This window comes from Aliikangiella maris, from assembly GCF_040719265.1.
In the GTDB taxonomy this organism is placed as follows: domain Bacteria; phylum Pseudomonadota; class Gammaproteobacteria; order Enterobacterales; family Kangiellaceae; genus Aliikangiella; species Aliikangiella maris.
In genome coordinates, this window is sequence record NZ_JBFDAH010000001.1 from 376012 (window position 1) to 393531 (window position 17520).

A 17520-nucleotide genomic window follows, 5' to 3' on the forward strand; every position below is an offset into this window, starting at 1 on the left:
AGGTCATGAAAAAAATAATTGCTCAAAATGCAGTAGAAGTTGAAATGGTCGATAATTTATTGGCTAAAGAAGTACCTACCTATCGTCAAGCATATAGTGACAGAACATCATGGCTTATGGCCTGCTTTTCTGAGTTGGCTTATATCCGTTTTAACCCGCTGTTTACAAGTACTGTACAGAAAGATCTGATTACAAAGTACTTGGAAGAGTTTGCGGAAAAGACGAAGAAATCTAGTCTACTTAAGTTAATTGATATTGTTGGCTATGACCATGAAGCAGAAACCGAGAAACTGGTAGCTGAACTTAGCTCTTTAAATGCGGAGTTGATTACAACTTTCGATTCCAATGGTACTCAGGCTATCTTAGTCTCGACCAATAAATTTATTACTTTATCTTTTAGGGGCACTGAGGCAACCAGTATAAAAGATATTAAGTCAGATGCTAAAGCGAATACTACTAAATGTGACAGTGGCGGTAACATTCATAGTGGTTTTAAAGGTGCCTTTGAAGAAGTTGAGCTTGATATTCAAAACTTCCTAAACAAAGAAAAGTATTCAAACAAGCCGCTATTTATTACTGGCCATAGCTTGGGTGGGGCACTAGCTACAATTGCTGCTAAGAAACTAAAGCATGTTGGTGGAATTGCTGCGTGTTATACATATGGAGCTCCTAGAGTTGGTGACGAGGAGTGGATATCAAACATTAAAACTCCCCTTTATCGTGTAGTAAATGCAGCTGATTGTGTGACTATGATGCCTCCTGGCTCAGATACGATTTCTGCACTTAGCTGGCTGTTAGGGCTTATACCACGAGTCGGGAAAAGTATTAGGCGCTTTCTTCTATCCAAATTTGGTGGTTATCTTCATGGTGGCAACATGCGCTATCTAACTAATTGTACTGGTGGGAATTATGACGCGGTTAACTTGCTGTATTCTGTGAGCTTCTTCTACCGCATAAAAATGCTTTATGTTAAAGCATTGCCTTGGAGCAAGCCATTGGCTGACCACTCTATAAGTCTTTACCGTAAAAAGTTAGCCATTGTTGCTACAAACCGAAATTAAAAGAGGAGGATTTCAACATGCGTAATTATATCCTGTTAGCCATTTGTTTAGTCGCTATATCTGGTTGTGCAACAATTCCTGCTGAAGCCCCTAGTTTATCAAGTGAATTAGGGAAGAGGATTTCAGCATTAGAAAGTGCCAACGTTACGTTATTAAACCGATACTTTGACCAGAAAAGGTTAGAAGTAGATAGGTTTATTCAAGAGGTATGGCTGCCAGAGTTTGCCAGCGAATTCTTTCAAAAGCCTTTCATGGCTGATGCGTGGAATACTATTGTTTCAGAGAATGATAAGAAGCAGCGGTTAATGTTTTTGATGAAAACTGGGCCGAAATTACAAGAAGCTATAAATAAAAAGCGACTTGAGTTGATACAGCCTCTTGATGAATTAGAAAGGCATATTACAAGCAATATTAAAGCTGAATACGAGCAAGCAAGAGGGATAAATAACAGTATAACAAGTTTTTTACTATCAGCAGCGAAAGTTACGGAAAATAGAGACAGGTACTTAGATATGCTCGGGGTCACGGATGATAAGCTTGCAACTCTTATAGATAGAACAGATACCGCGGTGTCAGGTTTACTGGTTGAAGGTCGCAAAGCAAATGATAAAGCTGATTCAGTGAAGAAGTTTGTAAAGAAAATCAAAGATATTAAAGAATCAATCTAATAAGGAGGCTCCTATGCCTATTAATTGGGAAGAATTTGACCAAAACGTAGATCAGGCTATTACAGAATCAGTCGATGCCGTTGATACAAAGTTAGCATCGCACATTTCATCTATTACGAGGTTAACCGATGATGAAGTTAATGAGTTATTTCCGGAACCGGCAGATCTCAAAAAGTTAGCTGAGCTATTAAAAATAGTTAAATCAGCAGAAACACGAAACAACAAAGTTAATTCAATCATTAGTAATTCAGAAGAGTTTGCAGGGGTTGTACTTACTTTATTGACAAAACTAACGTAAATATAATTTAGTTAAATAGGAATATATAAATGTCAGAAAAAACTCACCAACAAGTTCAACCACAACGGCAGTCGCAACCTCAGTCACAACCGGAGCGGCGCTTTGTTTCATTAATTGAACTGTTGTTCGTAGTCTGGTGGTTATATTTATATAGTTTTTTGGATGGAAGCAAAGTAGTAGATGCAAACTTATTTGCTTCTATTATTTATAGCTTCTTCTTCTGTAAGTACTTTTTATCAAGGTTCGTTAATTCCTATAAGTTGTACCGTGATCACTTCAAAAGTGGAGCTGAATTCTCGGAGAAGTATAAAGGCTACTTATTTAGGAGTTTGATTACTTTTTTCGTTTTTGCTGTAGGAAGCTTTTTGTTATCACAAGAAAAAATTATATATCTTCTTAATATCGTTCTTCTTTCCGGGTTAGGGTTCATTTTAACGATAAAAGTCTTACTTTTTAAATCATTTATTATTTTTGAATATAAGGTGGATGCATGGGCTAAGTCATTGGATAAATTTGAGCAACCGCCTAATTATTTTCATTGGTTTGGTTTAATCGGCAGTGTTTCAGCTCTATTTTATGTTGGACTTTTTTCTAAACTTGACTTGGTCAGTAATTTAACAATTTTTGTTTTTAGCTTTATCATCTGGTCATTCTCTGTTTTAAGTCTTCATAATAAACTTAAATTAAATGATAAAATTTTAAAGTCTATTTTCTTTGAATTTAATTTGAATAAGTTGGTTGTGGTAACAGCATCTTTATTTATCACAGTTGTAACTTATTCTAAACTCAATACTTTATCAGGGTTAAATGGTTCAGATTACCCTTTAACCTTGTCTACAGTTTTTATATTCACGCTTGTTCTTATTCCAATCTGCTATTTGGTTTACTCTGGTATAGCGATGATGCCTTACCTACCACCATTGGCAAAAAGTGGCTACGGTCAAAAAATAAAATGGTTGTTTAAAGCACTGTTTAAAGGTGATAGCTTTACATCAAGTGATGATGTTACAGCATATAAAGGTCTTCAAATTAGAAGCTTTTATGCTATCCACTATGTTGCGATCTATTTTTATATTGGTGTATTTGCTCTTCCCTTTATTAAGAATATTGATAGTAACCTGGGTAATGTTGCATTTGAATTTGATTTAAATGATAAAGTGCATTGTGGTGAGCTGATAAAGCAATGTAGCGATATCATGCCTGATCATAAATATGTTTATTTAGATCCTAGTAAAGTTAAGTTTTCTGGGGTTACTTTGGAACACCGAGTAGTTTTTAATGGTCAGTGCAATGTGAACGGTACTGGTGACATAACCTTTTTGAATGAAAAGCTTCTAATTAGTGATGGTAACAAATTAGATGATTGCAGAAGAAAACTGAGTGAAGCTTTTAAAATATAAAAAAACGGGTAATAAACTTGAATTGGTGTGCCTATTCTATGCGTGACATAATCAACGGATATAGATTGTTTTTAATCGATATCCGTCGCGTTGAAGTGTTTTAAATTATTGATATCTATATGTGTTTATGGATTTTTAACGCCTTGCAAACAATTCAAAATCCGCCGGTGGCAACACTGTGCCGGTTCGAGTCCGGCCTCTGGTACCATACTCTAAACGAGCATCTTACATCTTGTTAATTCTTGTCGCTTTATTTTACCCAATAAGATAAAACCTCCCTTTATATTTTTTTAGAAAATACTTTTTTAATACTAATGTTCATTTAGTTAAATTATCGCATCGAAATATCGAATCCTAAGTAATATATTTTAAAATATAGTGTCTTTAGGTTTAATTTAAATCATCGGTGGATTTGAGAATAAACCTATCCCTATAAGTATTTTAATCTCGGTATGAAATTAAAAGAGATTAAATTGAATACTTATAGCACATAAAAAATAAGCTACTCGTTGACTTCATTAATCAAAGTTTTATTTTTGGGTTAAGCTATTTTTATTTATTGCTCGTTATATTGTTAAACGAAACTAAGTTTTTAAAGTTAATTACTTACATCTGAATTTTTCAAATTATCTCTCTCAATAATTAAAACTAGAAATGTAAAAAAACTGATAAATAGATGATTGAAAAAAAATTATTTATCAACTACTTTTCATCAAGGTGCTTTGTTAAATTGCATTATCAATACAATAAGTCGAATGCGCTAAATTCTTATTATTTCAAATAAACAAAGTAATAAATGATAACGTTATTTTTGATATTGCTATTAAATAGCGAATCGTTTTGGTTGGTTGCAAGTTGGTTTTTGGTTGTTGTTTTTTTGTTGTTTATATAAAAGAGATTTAGAGTGAAACTTTTGATTTTATGGTTTAATTGATTGCTTAAATTTGTTGTGTTTTTTAGGTGTTTTTTTAAATCATAAAAGTGTATTTTGGAAAAAATAATTTCAAGGTTTTTGCTGTTGATTTTTTGAAAAAAATAAAAAAATAGTATTTTTAAAAACTGTCTAGTAGCTCTCGCTTTTAAAGTTGCTTGAAAATCTTTAGGTATGTTTTCATAACAAAGGATGTTTCAGATTATACATCATTAAAAAATAATACTTATTTCTGTAAGTTTTATATTTGCTTTTATTAAATTAGATTTTTATTGAATGTAAATGTTGGTTTCGAAACTAGTTGTTTTTTAATAAAGTTGAACATTCATTGTATGAAGAAGTTGTAGCAATAATGCCATAGCTTTTTCGTTAAATTATGAGTATATTATGGAGCGCAAAGATGATAGAAACTTTATTGGTATTTTGGATTTCTCTGTTTGGCGGTGCTGAACCGGCATCATTGGAAAAAGTGACAAAAGACACCGAAGAAGTTATCCCTTATGGCAACGGCGGTGGTGCTTGCCCAGGCGGTGTTTGTAAACAAAAAGAATGATATAAGCAAAACCGATAATTATGTTTATTCAATGGATTGAGTCAATCCAAGAGCACGGCCATCAGATTTGGGTTGGTCTGTGCGTTACGACTCTTATAATAGGATTTGCACTGTGCGCTGGCAATTTGAGGCGGCGTATTCTTATTGGCATCATGATCGCGTTTTGGGGTGTCAGTCAAACTTTTTATACTGACTTTTATAATGCACCAATTGCGCGTTATTTGTGGTTTCCGTATTGGGTAGTGTTGGAATGTATTACAATATTTAGTATCTATTATGCTAAACCATTAACTTTATATTGTGCACGCCAATTTAATTTAAAAGCAAATTCACCAAGTCGAGACGAATTACATCAAGAATTAATCATTGCCGTATTAGCTTTTATTGCACTTTGTTCTAATATTTTTCAGTTAGCATCGGCTTTAAGCGGGTATGGCTTTGAAACCGCTGAAATTTACACTTTAATTAATCGACTGACACTGGGAATGACCGTTATCGCTTTGATTATTCCTGGAAAGAAAGGGCTAATGTCATTCAAGGATCTGTTTAGTGAAAAAAATGCTGATTTGGCTAGTGATCGGATTAACAGTAACCAGTCTGTCGATCGTTTTTGAGTCAAACATTGCTATTTTAATTTCTATGGCTTTTTTAATCATGCCACCAATAGGTGTCATTGTGATTAAAACTGTTGTACGCAATATTTCATTAGCAAAAATTTTAACTCGTAATAAAAAAAGCCAATTAGTTTTAATTTCATCGCTGGGTGTTCATGCACGTAAAAGTCGCCAAGAGCGTATGCGGAGCGAAGCCATTGAATTACAAAATGAACTTGAACGAATTAACCAAATTACTGACCACAGTATCAAGTTGCTCAGAATGGGGCAGTGGAAAATCAAAGCAGATATTCATCACCAACTATATGCGGACATTGAAAACCATATAGATGATTATTCTGATGAGATAAAACTCGAACTTGGCTTGATGGATAACCAATCCGCAGAGTGTTGTTGTAAATTGGCTCAGCGTTAAGAATTATTTATATTTGAGAATTTTTATAAAACTCTCCTTTCAAACTTTGCCTCAATAGCATTTCTCTTCTGTATCTACTCATTTATATCATTTTAGGGATATTGCAATTTAGTGATTTAAATATATTTATGCTGTTTGGGGATTTAGTGATTCGCTGATGAAGTAGTGGATAGGCAGATCGGTTAAAGATATAGGCTAACTGCGAGATATTGAAAATTACTCTAATCGAAAATCAAATAGCAGATTTGAAGCAATAATCTTGTTGCCACAAGTGAAAATCAGCTTAATAGGGTTGGATTTATAAGTTATTGAATTAATTAAACATTTTTTTGGATTTTCAAAACTGCAACAATATTTGATCTTAATCAGTAAAAATCTGCATTCGAAAACACTAATGTAGTTGAAAATAATTCGCATTTTTACTAGTATCTACTCAATCAGGTTTTTGATTTTTAATAAATCTCAGCGATTTATAAATTTCACAACAACCAATTTAAACCAAAGAGCTAAGTAATCATAAATTATACCAATTTAAGATTGCAATTAAGTAAATTTACTGGAGAAAGTCGATGACCTTTAGTTTGGCCGAAGTAGAAGCTAAACAAAAAGTAAAAGTTGTGAGCTTAGGTTCTGCTAACAGCATTTTTCGCAAAAAGTTGTTGGCAATGGGACTGACTCCAGGTATTGAAATTGATATTACCAGAAAAGCCCCCCTTGGTGGCCCACTAGAGCTTTATCTTAGAGGATTTTCGCTAAGTTTACGACGTAATGAAGCTTTGGGTATTCGAGTCGAATTGCTCGACTCCGTAGGTTAGTGAATTAAGCTGACAGATCCCGTAAATTTTATCTGTGTATACCGCAATAAACGATTATCACTCGATATCAATTAATGCTTGTTGCACCTGAAATACTTTAAACTATGCCAGAGCATTCCAAAACAACTCAACCAATTGTCGCATTATGTGGTAACCCCAATTGTGGTAAGACAACCATATTTAATTTACTGACAGGCTCTCGACAAGAGGTCGGAAATTGGCCTGGAGTAACGGTAGAGAGAAAATCTGGCGTATTTTCACTCGATAATACCAGTTATCAGGTGGTTGATTTACCCGGTACATATTCACTTGATGTAGTTGATGAATCAGTAGCACTCGATGAAAAAATAGCCAGAGACTATATTCTTTCGAATGGTGCTGATCTGATTGTCAACATTATTGATGCATCTAATATTGAACGTAATTTATATTTGACCACGCAATTATTAGAAATGGGTAAGCCGGTCATCATATTACTCAATATGATGGATGTTGCTAAAAAGAATAATGTTGATATTCAAGTAGAGCAACTAGCGAAACTAATTGGTTGTCCTATTTTGCCTATTTCGGCACGTCGCATGCGAAACCCAAATGAATTGCGACAGCAAATCACTTATTATTTGAAGAATTTACCTGAAACAACCAATTTACAGCTCGAACTTGAAGAGCCCTTAAACTCTACATTTTCTAAAATTAAGCAGATTTTAACGCCATATGCGCAGTCAATTGGGGTGAATGCCAATTGGTTGGCGCTTCGTGTCATGGAAGATCAGCGCAATCAACTACCAGAAGAATTAAAACCTCAAGTTCAGCAGACTTTGCAACCTTTGAAGCAAGCATATGGTGAAGATGTTGATATTGCGGTTGCTGAATCACGTTTCAATAAAATTATTCAATGGGTGGAAAAGTGTGTTAATAAAAATGGTCAGTTATCTCGTCAGGTATCAGTAAAACTCGATAAGCTTTTCTTAAATAAGTATTTAGGCGTCCCCGTATTTCTATTGATGACTTATTTGATGTTTGTATTTACCATTAATGTTGGCGGTGCATTCATTGATTTCTTCGATATTGCATTGGGTGCGATTTTAGTTGATGGCGCGACTATTTGGTTACAACAGCTGGGGACTCCTGATTTATTGGTAACGCTTATTGCAAATGGAGTTGGCGGCGGGATTCAGGTGGTGTCAACCTTTATTCCGATTATTGCAAGTCTCTATCTGTTTTTGTCGGTTATGGAGGATACCGGTTACCTTGCACGAGGTGCTTTTGTCATGGATAGATTTATGCAGTCCATTGGCTTACCTGGAAAATCATTTATTCCACTCATGGTGGGATTAGGTTGTACCGTTCCTGCAATCTATGCAACACGTTCACTTGAGTATCAAAAGGATCGTATCATGACTGTGATGATGAGTCCTTTTATTTCTTGTGGTGCTCGACTGCCCGTTTATATTCTTTTTGGCGCAGCATTTTTTCCAGATAATGCACAAAACCTGGTCTTCGCACTTTATTTAATTGGTATCGCTATTGCCGTATTTACTGGGATAGTACTCAAATACACTTTACTGAAAGGTGAAAATACGCCGTTTGTTATGGAGTTACCAACCTATCATTTACCCAATGTACGAAATGTTTTACAGAAAACCTGGGAAAAGCTCAGTTCATTTGTATTAGGTGCAGGTAAGTTAATTGTGCTGGTTGTTGTCATATTAAGCTTTTTAAATTCTCTTGGAACTGATGGTTCATTTGGAAATGAAAACTCTGAAAAATCAGTATTGACCAATATTGGAAAAGCCATTACTCCAGTATTTGCACCGATGGGAATTAAAGAAGAAAACTGGCCCGCAACTGTGGGAATATTTACAGGGATATTTGCTAAAGAAGTTATTGTTGGGACTATTGATGCACTTTATTCCAGTCAACTACCGACTGTCGAACATACCGAAGAAGCGCCATTTGATCTGCTTCTTTCGCTAAAAAAAGCTGTGGGCACAATTCCTGAAAATTTATCTGGTGTCTCGAATAGTTGGTCCGATCCTGTTGGTATTGATATTGGTGATGTGTCTAATCTTGATACAGTTGCAATAGATCAAGAAGTACACCGAAATTTATTTGATATTTTAAATAGCGTATTTGACGGAACGCTTGGTGCATTTTCATATTTGTTGTTTATTTTACTTTATTCACCCTGTGTATCTGCAATGGGGGCAACCTTTAAAGAAACTGGTGGACGCTGGACAATTTTTTCGGTGAGTTGGACTACCTTTTTGGCATATAGTCTAGCAACAATTTGCTATCAGTTAGGCCAGTTAAATATTAGTCCAATTTCTGCATCTATTTGGATTGGCTTTTTTGTAATGCTCCATATTGCTAATTTTATGTACCTGAAATATCGTGGCCGCCAGTTAGAGAGTCAGCGTCCCGTTGCAGTTCAGGCTTAATCGAGAGTTGAAATTACAATGTTAATGGAAATCAAGCTGCTTTTAGATAAACGTGGGGAAATGACACTCACTGACTTAGCAAATCATTTTTATGTATCTGAAGGAATGATGGAGTCGATGCTGGATAAATGGATGAAAAAAGGCAAAGTGATTAAGTGGGAAAATAGTGGAAGCTGTGGTTCTAGCTGTGGTTCTTGTAGTGAATCAAGTGAGGTAAAAGTTTATTATCGATGGAAAAATGTTGCGCAGAAACCTATTTTCGCGCAAGTCAGAGAATAGCCTGTAGAAATTAAAAGCAGGCAGGCTATTTTAGACTTACTGTTATTTTGTCGTACTGCTTAGTTGACTGCTTTTTTAACGCTAAAATATCATTTTATTAAATTGAATCATTCAGCTTTAGCTGCCACTGTAGTCCAACTTCAGTAGAGTAGCCTCTACTTCTGGCCAGCACTTTACCATCTTTTGAAATCAAATAATAACTTGGGTAGCCGTTAATATTAAATTGATTTCGAGTATTATTATCACCTAAAAGAATAGGCATCGATAACTGGTGCTTATTTAGAAATTCGTCAATTTCATTGAGTGATTGCCAATCCAATACAATGGCCAGCACCAGAAGATTTTTAGAATGCTTCTGATAGATTTTTTCAAGATTATCAATTGACAAATCACAGACTTTGCACCAAGGAGCAAAAAAATATATGAGTGTATTTTGCTCTGACTGGTTCAATTGATATTTGGTGACACTACCTTGAATGTTCAAAAGTTTTAGTTGCTCTATAGGGAGTTGTTCTCCTGTCGCCAGCATATTGCGTTGTTGCCAAGAAATAACACCATAAAAAATTACAGCAAACAAAGTTGCTTCGGCAATAAGCCTAGTTGTTTTTTTCCACCATGGTATTTTAGGCAAGGACGAATGATTCAAATTGATTACCTAAGTTGAGTTTGAAAAGCATTCAAAGATTTTCCGGTATTTTTATGATACCAACGATCAATTAAAAAGCGAGAAATCGAAACGGAAAATGGCATTTTAAGTAAGCCTTGCTGCATGCTTTTTTCAAAGCGTTCGATATTAAACCATTCTGCTATTTCAATTTCATTGTCATTTAAATAAATTTCAGTTTGTGTTGTTTGACAAGCAAACCCAAGCATTAATGAACCAGGAAATGGCCAAGGTTGTGAACTAATATACTCAACAGAATCAATATTTAATCCAACTTCTTCTTGGCATTCTCGTTTAACTGCTTGCTCAAGTGATTCGCCATGCTCAACAAAACCGGCTAGTACTGAATACCGGTGTTCATCCCAAACAGGTTGGCGTGCGAGTAAAATTTGTGATTCACCACTTTGATTGTTTTCAACTGAAAATATAACTGCGGGCTCTATTCTGGGAAAATGTTCTTTCTGACATTTTTTATTGACGCATCGCCTGGAGTGGCCGGCTTTAATAATCTGGCTTTGTTGGCCGCACCATCCACAAAATTGATGAGAGTTATGCCAATTAAACAAGCCTTGGGTATAAAATAATAAGCCTAAATCGAGATTATCAACCAGTAACCCTGCCGCTCGCAGTGCTTTAAATTCAAAAGTATCAAATGATGAATTGTTTTGAATAATTTGATGGGCAAAATACGGAATTTGTTGATATTCACCTAGATAAATTTGATTTGAAAGGAGGGGCTGATATTTTTTTATAAGTCGTGATGAAAAATAATGACCTATTTCACCAAACAAAACTTGTCCTTCATACCATAGAATGTGCCGGCTGGCGGGATGAGCTCGTTGTTGTTCAATAAATGATCTGTCAGTGCGCAATTCGGCTTGTCGGTTGATTGGTATCACTTGTATCATTGATGAAAATACTCTTTGTTACGATTAACGATTAGTTAGGGAACGAAAATAGCAGTGCTAATTAATAAATTTAATCAACCAAAGTGAGAATATTGATACCAGAATCCATAATAAAATACCTTGCAAGAGCGCTCGCCATTGAATTTCTGATAATGTATTTTGGTTGAAACTTGTACCAATTAAGAACAAACTGAGCGCCATTCCCTTTTTGGCAATAAGATTTGAAACTGGGCGAAGCTCGCTTAATATCGGCCAAGTCGCTGCAGCGATAGTAGCAAGAATAAATAAAATAATGAATGGGGGAATGGTAAATGCTTTGCCGAGTTGTTTGAAAAATAATCCCGCAATGAATACTAGCGGAACAATCCAGAGTGCTCTTGCAAGTTTGGTTGTGGTGGCAACCTCCATTGCCTGTTCTCCATAAGATGCCGCTGCACCGACGACTGAGCTGGTATCGTGGATACCTAAAGCCGACCAAAGGCCAAATTCTTTTTCTCCCAAACCTAGCTGTTCGCCCAATACTGGATAAATGATCAGAGCAAGCGCATTTAATAAAAATATAATTGAGATAGAAATAATAACATGGTTTGGGTTAGCTCTGATGGTTGGTGCTAATGCTGCAATTGCACTTCCTCCGCAGATTGCAGTTCCGCCTGATATTAGAAAAGATAACTTTTGTTCGACTTTGAACATCTTACCAATGAAGTATCCAAATACTAGTGTAAATACGATACTTAAAATGGTGATGTTGAAACTTTCTTTTGCCGTTTGCAGTACATCAGAAAAATTTAAACCAAGACCAAGGATGACAATACTACTTTTTAAAATAATGCTGGACGCCCAGTGGGTTTTTAGCGGAAAGGGGTTACCAACAGTTAATGCAAATCCAACTCCCAACAGCAAACTGAGCGCAATACTGATATAACCACTAAAGACTAAAATAATCAGTAAAGTGAATATGCTAATAGATATTCGAGGCGAGTTGACTGGCATAAAATGTTAATAAATGTGAAGTTTTCATCATTATAGCCTCAAAATCACTTATATAACAGACAGTTAGTCATTTTACCAAGATTGTTTGTTGAGTTTGCAAAATACACTGAAGTGGTGTTATAGTTCAATAGTACACCAAGCATGGTTTTGAGAATTCAACTTGAGAGAAGCCTATGAATGCAGTGCAGTGGAATGACCAAACGCCGATTTTTCGGCAGCTTAAGGAAAAGGTAATCGAATTAATCATGGATGGCGAAGTAATAGAGGGCGAAGCTGTGCCCTCAGTACGTCAGGTTGCGGCAGATTATCAGATTAATCCTTTGACCGTTTCTAAGGCGTATCAAGAACTGGTTGATGACGAAGTTTTAGAAAAGAAAAGAGGGCTGGGTATGTTTGTAACTGAAGGTGCGAAAGAAAAATTGTATGCAGAAGAGCGTCGTATATTTTTGCAACAGGAGTGGCCTCGCATCATCAAACGTATTCAGCGGCTGGGGATAAATATGGATGAGCTGACCAGCGAAATTAATCAGTCAACTGAACAGTCAACGGGGGATAGATAATGAGTGCTATTATTACTGCTTCTGGATTAAGTAAAAGCTATGGATCATTTCATGCGGTAAAGTCTGTTAGTTTTTCTATAGAACGTGGCAAAATTGTTGGTCTTGTTGGTCCTAACGGTGCAGGTAAAACCACTGTATTAAAAGCAATTCTGGGGTTAACCTCTTATAACGGTAAACTGGATGTTTTGGGCTATGATCCACAAACTCAGCGTGATTTATTAATGCAAAAAGTTTGCTTTATTGCAGATGTTGCGGTTCTTCCCAAGTGGTTAAAAGTTTGTGAAGCAGTTGAATTTGTTACTCAGGTTCATCCTCATTTTAATTTAGAGCGTGCGAAGTATTTTTTGAATAAAACCAAGATTAACTGGAATTCCAAGGTTAAAGAACTTTCTAAAGGTATGGTCGCACAGCTTCATTTGGCACTGGTTATGTCAATCGAAGCGGAACTTTTGGTATTAGATGAACCAACACTTGGACTGGATATTCTTTATCGAAAAGAATTTTATAATCAGTTACTCGCGGAGTTTTTTGATGAAGGACGCAGCATTGTGGTTACTACGCATCAAATTGAAGAAGTTGAAAATCTATTAACGGATTTAATTTTTATTCGAGATGGAGAAATTGTGCTGGATGCTTCAATGGATGAAATTGGACAAAAGTATGTTGAAGTAATGGTTAGGCGAGAAGATATAGAAAAAGCGCAGGCGCTCAATCCTGTTATGGAGCGAGAAGTTTTTGGAAGAAAAGTATTTTTATTTGAAGGCGTAGCAAAAGATGTACTCGAAACGCTGGGCGAAACTCATTCACCAAGTGTTGCTGATTTATTTGTTGCAAAAATGAAGGAGAGGCAGTTATGAACTCATTTAAAGCACTTGTTAAAAGAGAGTATTGGGAACACAGAGGATCATTTGTGTATGCTCCTTTAATTATGGCCGGAATATTTCTAGGTATTATTTTAATCACCATACTGACCGGAAATAATGTTGAAGTAAATAACAACGGTGTTATTTTGTCGGAAGCAGGAACTTTGGTGCATGAAAAATTACTCAGCTTACCAGATGAAGCCAGGGGGCAATTAATGTTAACCTTTTTCGCTGGATTGACTGTCTCTTTTGGTATCGTACTATTAGTGGTAAGTGTATTCTTCTGCTTAGGTTCGCTTTACGACGAACGTAAAGATCGCAGTATATTATTCTGGAAATCACTACCCATTTCAGACAGTGCGACAGTACTTTCAAAGTTTATAGCCATCGTATTACTAGCACCTTTGCTATATTTGGCCGTAATTATTGCTTTTCAGTTGGTCTTTTTGATTATCGCAACTATTTCTGCCTGGTTTGGTGGACACTCGGGTAGTTTATATTGGACATCCGTCAATTTATTTGGATTCTTCTTTAATAAAGGTTTTTCAATGTTTGTTGCTGCGCTTTGGTTATCGCCAGTATGGGCTTGGTGTATGTTAATGTCGGCCTGGGCTAAAAAGGTACCTTTTATATGGGCCGCTTTTCCGATACTGATGATAGCATTGGCTGAAGGTTATATATTTGGATCCATTTCATTCATTGAAACACTTGGTAATCATGTTGCAGCAGGGATAACCATTCAAAATGAAGTTTTCGAAGCGATTAAAGATAATGGTCATGAAATAGCTGAGCTTAATTTTAATCGAGCTGGAGAGGCCGTGATGACGCTACAGTTTTGGATAGCGCAAGTCATTGCTGCGGTATTTTTAATAGCGGCTATCTATACACGACGTTTTCGCGATGAATCTTGAACTATTGGATTTATTGTGAGAGAATTGAGAACTACTATAAAAAGGTGTTAATGATGATACTTAATCGCAAAAGTGCTAAAAGAACAAGTAATATTAGCTTGTTTATCGCAGTGGCTATGATAACAACCATTTTTGGTGTGTTGAAAACACAAGGCTATGAGGTTGACATGCTTACCGATAAGGGAATACATATTTGCAAAGCAGGTATTACTGATATTCTGAGCGTACTATTTCTATAGCCATTGGCTAGACTTAATTGACTCTTTGATATTTCAGTATTTATTGGGTTTTATGGTCAAATATTTGGAGTCTAATAAGTCTGTTTTTGGGGGTTATTCAATAGTGATTGAATGAGTCATCAGTATCGTGTTTTAGTCTAGGCACAAGTATTATCAACTTTATCTATAAGTATTCATTGAGCCACTTTAAAGTAAAAACGGGGATAAAACCCCGTTTTTTTATGCATAAATATATTTAAAAGTAAGCAATATCCCAGAATAAAAGTAAATATTACAATTAGTTTATTTGGGTATTCATGAGACTGAAAGCGCAATTAAATGACTTAGAAAGTAATGAAGTCAGCTAACTCAGTTAATTAACTCGGTTATTCAATCTAGTTTACCGTTTTGGTTAACTGACAAACTACATACGGTGCAACAACAACAGTCCATAAGTCGGGATTATTCTGGCAATTAGTTTTGACCCACTGTGGGCCGGCAAATTCAATATCTTTGTTAAGAATCAGAGTTTCTATTTCATCTTTCTTGTTTTCTGCAATTTGTGCGGCTACTTCAATCAAGTCTCGTCGAGTTGATACTACGAGTAAATTACCTTTAGCAAAGAATAATTCTAATTCTTTCCACTTTAATTTGGCTGTTTCTAAATTCAATTTTGTTTTAAGTGGTAGTAGATTGTCGGTATCAGTCACGATAAATTCTCATTAGTTAGCTTGCGTCTTGTTATAACCATTACGTAAAAATCTTCAGTAAACACTTGGAGTCAGCGGATATTGTCAAAAATGGTTTTATTGGCTCATTTAAGGTTTGATACATCGTTGTAATTAGTGACTTTACGCACCTTTTCATATTTTTACAAATTACCACTACGAAGTACCACTAAAAATATTGTCTAATAGCCTTAATCTAAAATAATAAATGAATTTGTCTGAGATGTCGAAATCTCGTCTTTCTACATATTTTAGATAATTTGGGTTTCAAGCTTTTATTTTGAATAGCTATAATCCATGTTAGAGTAATCGAGATACTGTTATTTACCAGGAGAATACCAAATGAAAATAAGCACAGTTCAATTGTTAATTTTAACCGGAATTAGCCTGGCCGCACTTTGTATTCCTACAGTAGTTGCTGCGGATGTCGAGGTAAAGCTAATTGAACCTAGGAAGTTCAGAGATATTGATGTGACTAGTAAGAGCCTCAATAAAAGTATTGAGGATGTACATCATTCGCTATCGCAATTAATCAATCAAGTTGCCAAAGAATACCTCAAAGATTCAAATAATCTGATTATTGAAGTGACTCAGGTAGATTTGGCTGGATATATGGAATGGACTCGAAATGCTCGTGAAATTCGAGTTGTTCGTAACAATGATCGTTATGTATTGGAATTTAGCTACCGTTTAATCGACTCGACAGGTAAAGTGCTAAAAGAAGGCAATGCGAATATTCGTGAGTTCCTGCACGATTCTCCTAGTAAAAAACGTTTACAAGATTCTCACTTAGTTGGTTATATGCGTGATGACCTGGAAAAATGGTTTAAAAAAGAATTTAATAATTAAAAAATAAAATAAACTTACGATTTTATATCATCGATTTTATTTTTAATTGCCACCAGAATCGCCAATCCAATAAATGCACCTGGTGGCAATATGGCAAACAAAAACTTTTGGTCAGTTAGATAAAACCGTAAAGTTAAATCTTTTGCCCATTCACCCAATAATAAATGTGCGCCGTCAAAAATTGTGCCTTGACCAACAAACTCTCTCAAGCCGCCAAGTAACATTAATACAAGGGTAAATCCAAGGCCTTGTGCTAAACCATCAATCATTGAAGGAACCACCGGATTTTTCGAAGCAAACGCTTCTGCTCTACCAATAATGGCACAATTGGTCACGATTAATGGAATAAAAATACCAAGTATTAAATAGAGCTCATAAGTGAAGGCATTCATGATTAGTTGAACGTTGGTAACAAAGGAGGCAATCAACATAACAAATACAGGAATTCGAATTTCTTTTGGAATATGATGGCGGATGAGTGAAACAGTTGTATTTGAGCCAACTAGTACAAAGGTGGTTGCTATGCCTAATCCCAGTCCGTTAATTAGCGTACCTGTAACGGCTAATAGCGGACAAAGTCCCAATAATTGAACTAACGCAGCATTATTGTTCCACAATCCATCATGAATTAATTGTTGATGCGCTTTTATCATTGCTGTATTCCACAGTTTTGTTGACCGTTAAAGAGGTTAGCAGAGTTTTCCTGATAAAAAAGCAGAGCATTATAGACTGCTTTAGTAATTGCACGCGGTGTTATCGTTGCGCCAGTTAGTGCATCAAATTCACCACCATCTTTTTTTACACGCCACTTTTCTGGTTCTGGTTGCTGGAGTGATTTTCCTGAATACTGCATTATCCAGTCTGATTTTTCTATTTCAATTCTATCACCCAATCCTGGTGTTTCGGAATGCTCAGTTACTCTAACACCTGCAACTTGACCATTTTGATAAATGCCAATAGCTAAATGAATTCTACCTGAGTAACCTTCTGGTGCGATAGCTGTTGTGAAAACAGCATAGTTTTGTGTATTGTTTCGCATTCGATATAGCGGTACTGGCTCAGTTTGACCTAATAACGAACCGTTCATGATTATTGTGCAGTCGTGGTAAGCATCATTGTCATACTCATTTGCCGGCACAATTTCGTTGAGTCTACGAGCCAATGCCGCTTTTATTTCCTGAGCAATTTTGTCTTTGGTAATTTGGTAGGTTATTGCAATTAACCCCGTTGATACAAGTGCAAATAAAGCCAAAATCAAACCATTTTTTCCAATTGCTTTTTGCATTAATGTATTATTTTTTTCATCTTTTGTTGATGAATTATCATGAAGTGAGTTTGAATTATTCATTTG

Annotated in this window: 20 protein-coding genes; 14 read left to right on the forward strand and 6 right to left on the reverse strand. The window is 35.7% G+C overall.

Annotation, left to right across the window (positions count from 1 at the left end; all coding sequences use genetic code 11):
- Window positions 1–5 precede the first annotated feature (5 nt).
- From ABVT42_RS01685 to ABVT42_RS01730, 10 genes are all read left to right on the forward strand, one after another.
- Window positions 6–1061 (forward strand): lipase family protein, encoded by a 1056-nt coding sequence (locus ABVT42_RS01685; RefSeq protein WP_353873361.1) that lies wholly within the window; start codon window positions 6–8, stop codon window positions 1059–1061.
- Window positions 1062–1078: 17 nt separating this feature from the next.
- Window positions 1079–1729 carry a hypothetical protein gene (locus tag ABVT42_RS01690; protein ID WP_353873362.1) on the forward strand — a complete coding sequence of 217 codons (651 nt, stop codon included), beginning with the start codon at window positions 1079–1081 and terminating at the stop codon, window positions 1727–1729.
- Between the two features lie 13 nt (window positions 1730–1742).
- On the forward strand, window positions 1743–2027 hold the full coding sequence (locus tag ABVT42_RS01695) for a hypothetical protein (RefSeq protein WP_353873363.1): 285 nt from the start codon (window positions 1743–1745) through the stop codon (window positions 2025–2027).
- A gap of 29 nt (window positions 2028–2056) precedes the next feature.
- A complete protein-coding gene (locus ABVT42_RS01700) occupies window positions 2057–3427 on the forward strand; it encodes a hypothetical protein (protein ID WP_353873364.1) in 1371 nt (456 codons plus the stop codon).
- Window positions 3428–4758: 1331 nt separating this feature from the next.
- Complete coding sequence (locus ABVT42_RS01705) at window positions 4759–4911, forward strand: hypothetical protein (RefSeq protein ID WP_353873365.1); 153 nt, start codon at window positions 4759–4761, stop codon at window positions 4909–4911.
- 152 nt (window positions 4912–5063) lie between these two features.
- Window positions 5064–5525 carry a hypothetical protein gene (locus ABVT42_RS01710; RefSeq protein ID WP_353873366.1) on the forward strand — a complete coding sequence of 154 codons (462 nt, stop codon included), beginning with the start codon at window positions 5064–5066 and terminating at the stop codon, window positions 5523–5525.
- Complete coding sequence (locus ABVT42_RS01715; RefSeq protein ID WP_367023373.1) at window positions 5470–5940, forward strand: hypothetical protein; 471 nt, start codon at window positions 5470–5472, stop codon at window positions 5938–5940. The genes ABVT42_RS01710 and ABVT42_RS01715 overlap by 56 nt, the downstream gene beginning before the upstream one ends.
- Window positions 5941–6509: 569 nt before the next feature.
- Entirely contained in the window at window positions 6510–6755 is a 246-nt protein-coding gene (locus ABVT42_RS01720) for a FeoA family protein (RefSeq protein WP_353873368.1), read from the forward strand.
- Between the two features lie 104 nt (window positions 6756–6859).
- The gene (gene feoB / locus ABVT42_RS01725; protein WP_353873369.1) at window positions 6860–9196 is read left to right on the forward strand and encodes a Fe(2+) transporter permease subunit FeoB; all 2337 of its coding nucleotides are present in this window, start codon (window positions 6860–6862) and stop codon (window positions 9194–9196) included.
- Window positions 9197–9214: 18 nt separating this feature from the next.
- On the forward strand, window positions 9215–9475 hold the full coding sequence (locus ABVT42_RS01730) for a FeoC-like transcriptional regulator (RefSeq protein WP_353873370.1): 261 nt from the start codon (window positions 9215–9217) through the stop codon (window positions 9473–9475).
- A 97-nt stretch (window positions 9476–9572) separates the two neighbouring features.
- Here ABVT42_RS01730 and ABVT42_RS01735 read toward each other — a convergent pair whose 3' ends face one another.
- Genes ABVT42_RS01735 through ABVT42_RS01745 form a run of 3 tightly spaced genes read right to left on the reverse strand, consistent with a single transcriptional unit; the run spans window position 9573 to window position 12040 of the window.
- Complete coding sequence (locus ABVT42_RS01735; RefSeq protein WP_353873371.1) at window positions 9573–10121, reverse strand: TlpA family protein disulfide reductase; 549 nt, start codon at window positions 10119–10121, stop codon at window positions 9573–9575.
- A gap of 5 nt (window positions 10122–10126) precedes the next feature.
- Entirely contained in the window at window positions 10127–11047 is a 921-nt protein-coding gene (gene nudC / locus ABVT42_RS01740; protein ID WP_353873372.1) for an NAD(+) diphosphatase, read from the reverse strand.
- 57 nt (window positions 11048–11104) lie between these two features.
- Window positions 11105–12040 (reverse strand): YeiH family protein, encoded by a 936-nt coding sequence (locus ABVT42_RS01745; protein WP_353873373.1) that lies wholly within the window; start codon window positions 12038–12040, stop codon window positions 11105–11107.
- Window positions 12041–12213: 173 nt separating this feature from the next.
- On the opposite strand from ABVT42_RS01745, the gene ABVT42_RS01750 reads away from it, so the two are divergent.
- From ABVT42_RS01750 to ABVT42_RS01760, 3 genes are read left to right on the forward strand one after another with little or no spacing between them, the layout of a single operon-like run.
- Entirely contained in the window at window positions 12214–12600 is a 387-nt protein-coding gene (locus tag ABVT42_RS01750) for a GntR family transcriptional regulator (protein WP_353873374.1), read from the forward strand.
- Entirely contained in the window at window positions 12600–13457 is an 858-nt protein-coding gene (locus ABVT42_RS01755) for an ABC transporter ATP-binding protein (RefSeq protein WP_353873375.1), read from the forward strand. Before ABVT42_RS01750 ends, ABVT42_RS01755 begins: the two co-directional genes overlap by 1 nt.
- A complete protein-coding gene (locus ABVT42_RS01760) occupies window positions 13454–14374 on the forward strand; it encodes a hypothetical protein (RefSeq protein ID WP_353873376.1) in 921 nt (306 codons plus the stop codon). Before ABVT42_RS01755 ends, ABVT42_RS01760 begins: the two co-directional genes overlap by 4 nt.
- Window positions 14375–14987: 613 nt before the next feature.
- Here ABVT42_RS01760 and ABVT42_RS01765 read toward each other — a convergent pair.
- Complete coding sequence (locus ABVT42_RS01765) at window positions 14988–15302, reverse strand: DUF2288 family protein (RefSeq protein WP_353873377.1); 315 nt, start codon at window positions 15300–15302, stop codon at window positions 14988–14990.
- A gap of 360 nt (window positions 15303–15662) precedes the next feature.
- On the opposite strand from ABVT42_RS01765, the gene ABVT42_RS01770 reads away from it, so the two are divergent.
- Window positions 15663–16169 carry a DUF3016 domain-containing protein gene (locus ABVT42_RS01770; RefSeq protein ID WP_353873378.1) on the forward strand — a complete coding sequence of 169 codons (507 nt, stop codon included), beginning with the start codon at window positions 15663–15665 and terminating at the stop codon, window positions 16167–16169.
- Between the two features lie 14 nt (window positions 16170–16183).
- Here the strand turns inward: ABVT42_RS01770 and ABVT42_RS01775 are convergent, their stop codons facing one another.
- Entirely contained in the window at window positions 16184–16822 is a 639-nt protein-coding gene (locus ABVT42_RS01775; RefSeq protein WP_353873379.1) for an electron transport complex subunit E, read from the reverse strand.
- Window positions 16819–17517 carry an electron transport complex subunit RsxG gene (gene rsxG, locus ABVT42_RS01780; RefSeq protein ID WP_353873380.1) on the reverse strand — a complete coding sequence of 233 codons (699 nt, stop codon included), beginning with the start codon at window positions 17515–17517 and terminating at the stop codon, window positions 16819–16821. Before rsxG ends, ABVT42_RS01775 begins: the two co-directional genes overlap by 4 nt.
- Window positions 17518–17520: the final 3 nt, after the last annotated feature.

Coding starts and splice junctions, on each gene's coding strand:
- ABVT42_RS01685 (WP_353873361.1), top strand. CDS start 6: ATGAAAAAAATAATTGCTCAAAATGCAGTAGAAGTTGAAATGGTCGAT.
- ABVT42_RS01690 (WP_353873362.1), top strand. CDS start 1,079: ATGCGTAATTATATCCTGTTAGCCATTTGTTTAGTCGCTATATCTGGT.
- ABVT42_RS01695 (WP_353873363.1), top strand. CDS start 1,743: ATGCCTATTAATTGGGAAGAATTTGACCAAAACGTAGATCAGGCTATT.
- ABVT42_RS01700 (WP_353873364.1), top strand. CDS start 2,057: ATGTCAGAAAAAACTCACCAACAAGTTCAACCACAACGGCAGTCGCAA.
- ABVT42_RS01705 (WP_353873365.1), top strand. CDS start 4,759: ATGATAGAAACTTTATTGGTATTTTGGATTTCTCTGTTTGGCGGTGCT.
- ABVT42_RS01710 (WP_353873366.1), top strand. CDS start 5,064: ATGATCGCGTTTTGGGGTGTCAGTCAAACTTTTTATACTGACTTTTAT.
- ABVT42_RS01715 (WP_367023373.1), top strand. CDS start 5,470: ATGCTGATTTGGCTAGTGATCGGATTAACAGTAACCAGTCTGTCGATC.
- ABVT42_RS01720 (WP_353873368.1), top strand. CDS start 6,510: ATGACCTTTAGTTTGGCCGAAGTAGAAGCTAAACAAAAAGTAAAAGTT.
- feoB (WP_353873369.1), top strand. CDS start 6,860: ATGCCAGAGCATTCCAAAACAACTCAACCAATTGTCGCATTATGTGGT.
- ABVT42_RS01730 (WP_353873370.1), top strand. CDS start 9,215: ATGTTAATGGAAATCAAGCTGCTTTTAGATAAACGTGGGGAAATGACA.
- nudC (WP_353873372.1), bottom strand. CDS start 11,047: ATGATACAAGTGATACCAATCAACCGACAAGCCGAATTGCGCACTGAC.
- ABVT42_RS01745 (WP_353873373.1), bottom strand. CDS start 12,040: ATGCCAGTCAACTCGCCTCGAATATCTATTAGCATATTCACTTTACTG.
- ABVT42_RS01750 (WP_353873374.1), top strand. CDS start 12,214: ATGAATGCAGTGCAGTGGAATGACCAAACGCCGATTTTTCGGCAGCTT.
- ABVT42_RS01755 (WP_353873375.1), top strand. CDS start 12,600: ATGAGTGCTATTATTACTGCTTCTGGATTAAGTAAAAGCTATGGATCA.
- ABVT42_RS01760 (WP_353873376.1), top strand. CDS start 13,454: ATGAACTCATTTAAAGCACTTGTTAAAAGAGAGTATTGGGAACACAGA.
- ABVT42_RS01770 (WP_353873378.1), top strand. CDS start 15,663: ATGAAAATAAGCACAGTTCAATTGTTAATTTTAACCGGAATTAGCCTG.
- ABVT42_RS01775 (WP_353873379.1), bottom strand. CDS start 16,822: ATGATAAAAGCGCATCAACAATTAATTCATGATGGATTGTGGAACAAT.
- rsxG (WP_353873380.1), bottom strand. CDS start 17,517: ATGAATAATTCAAACTCACTTCATGATAATTCATCAACAAAAGATGAA.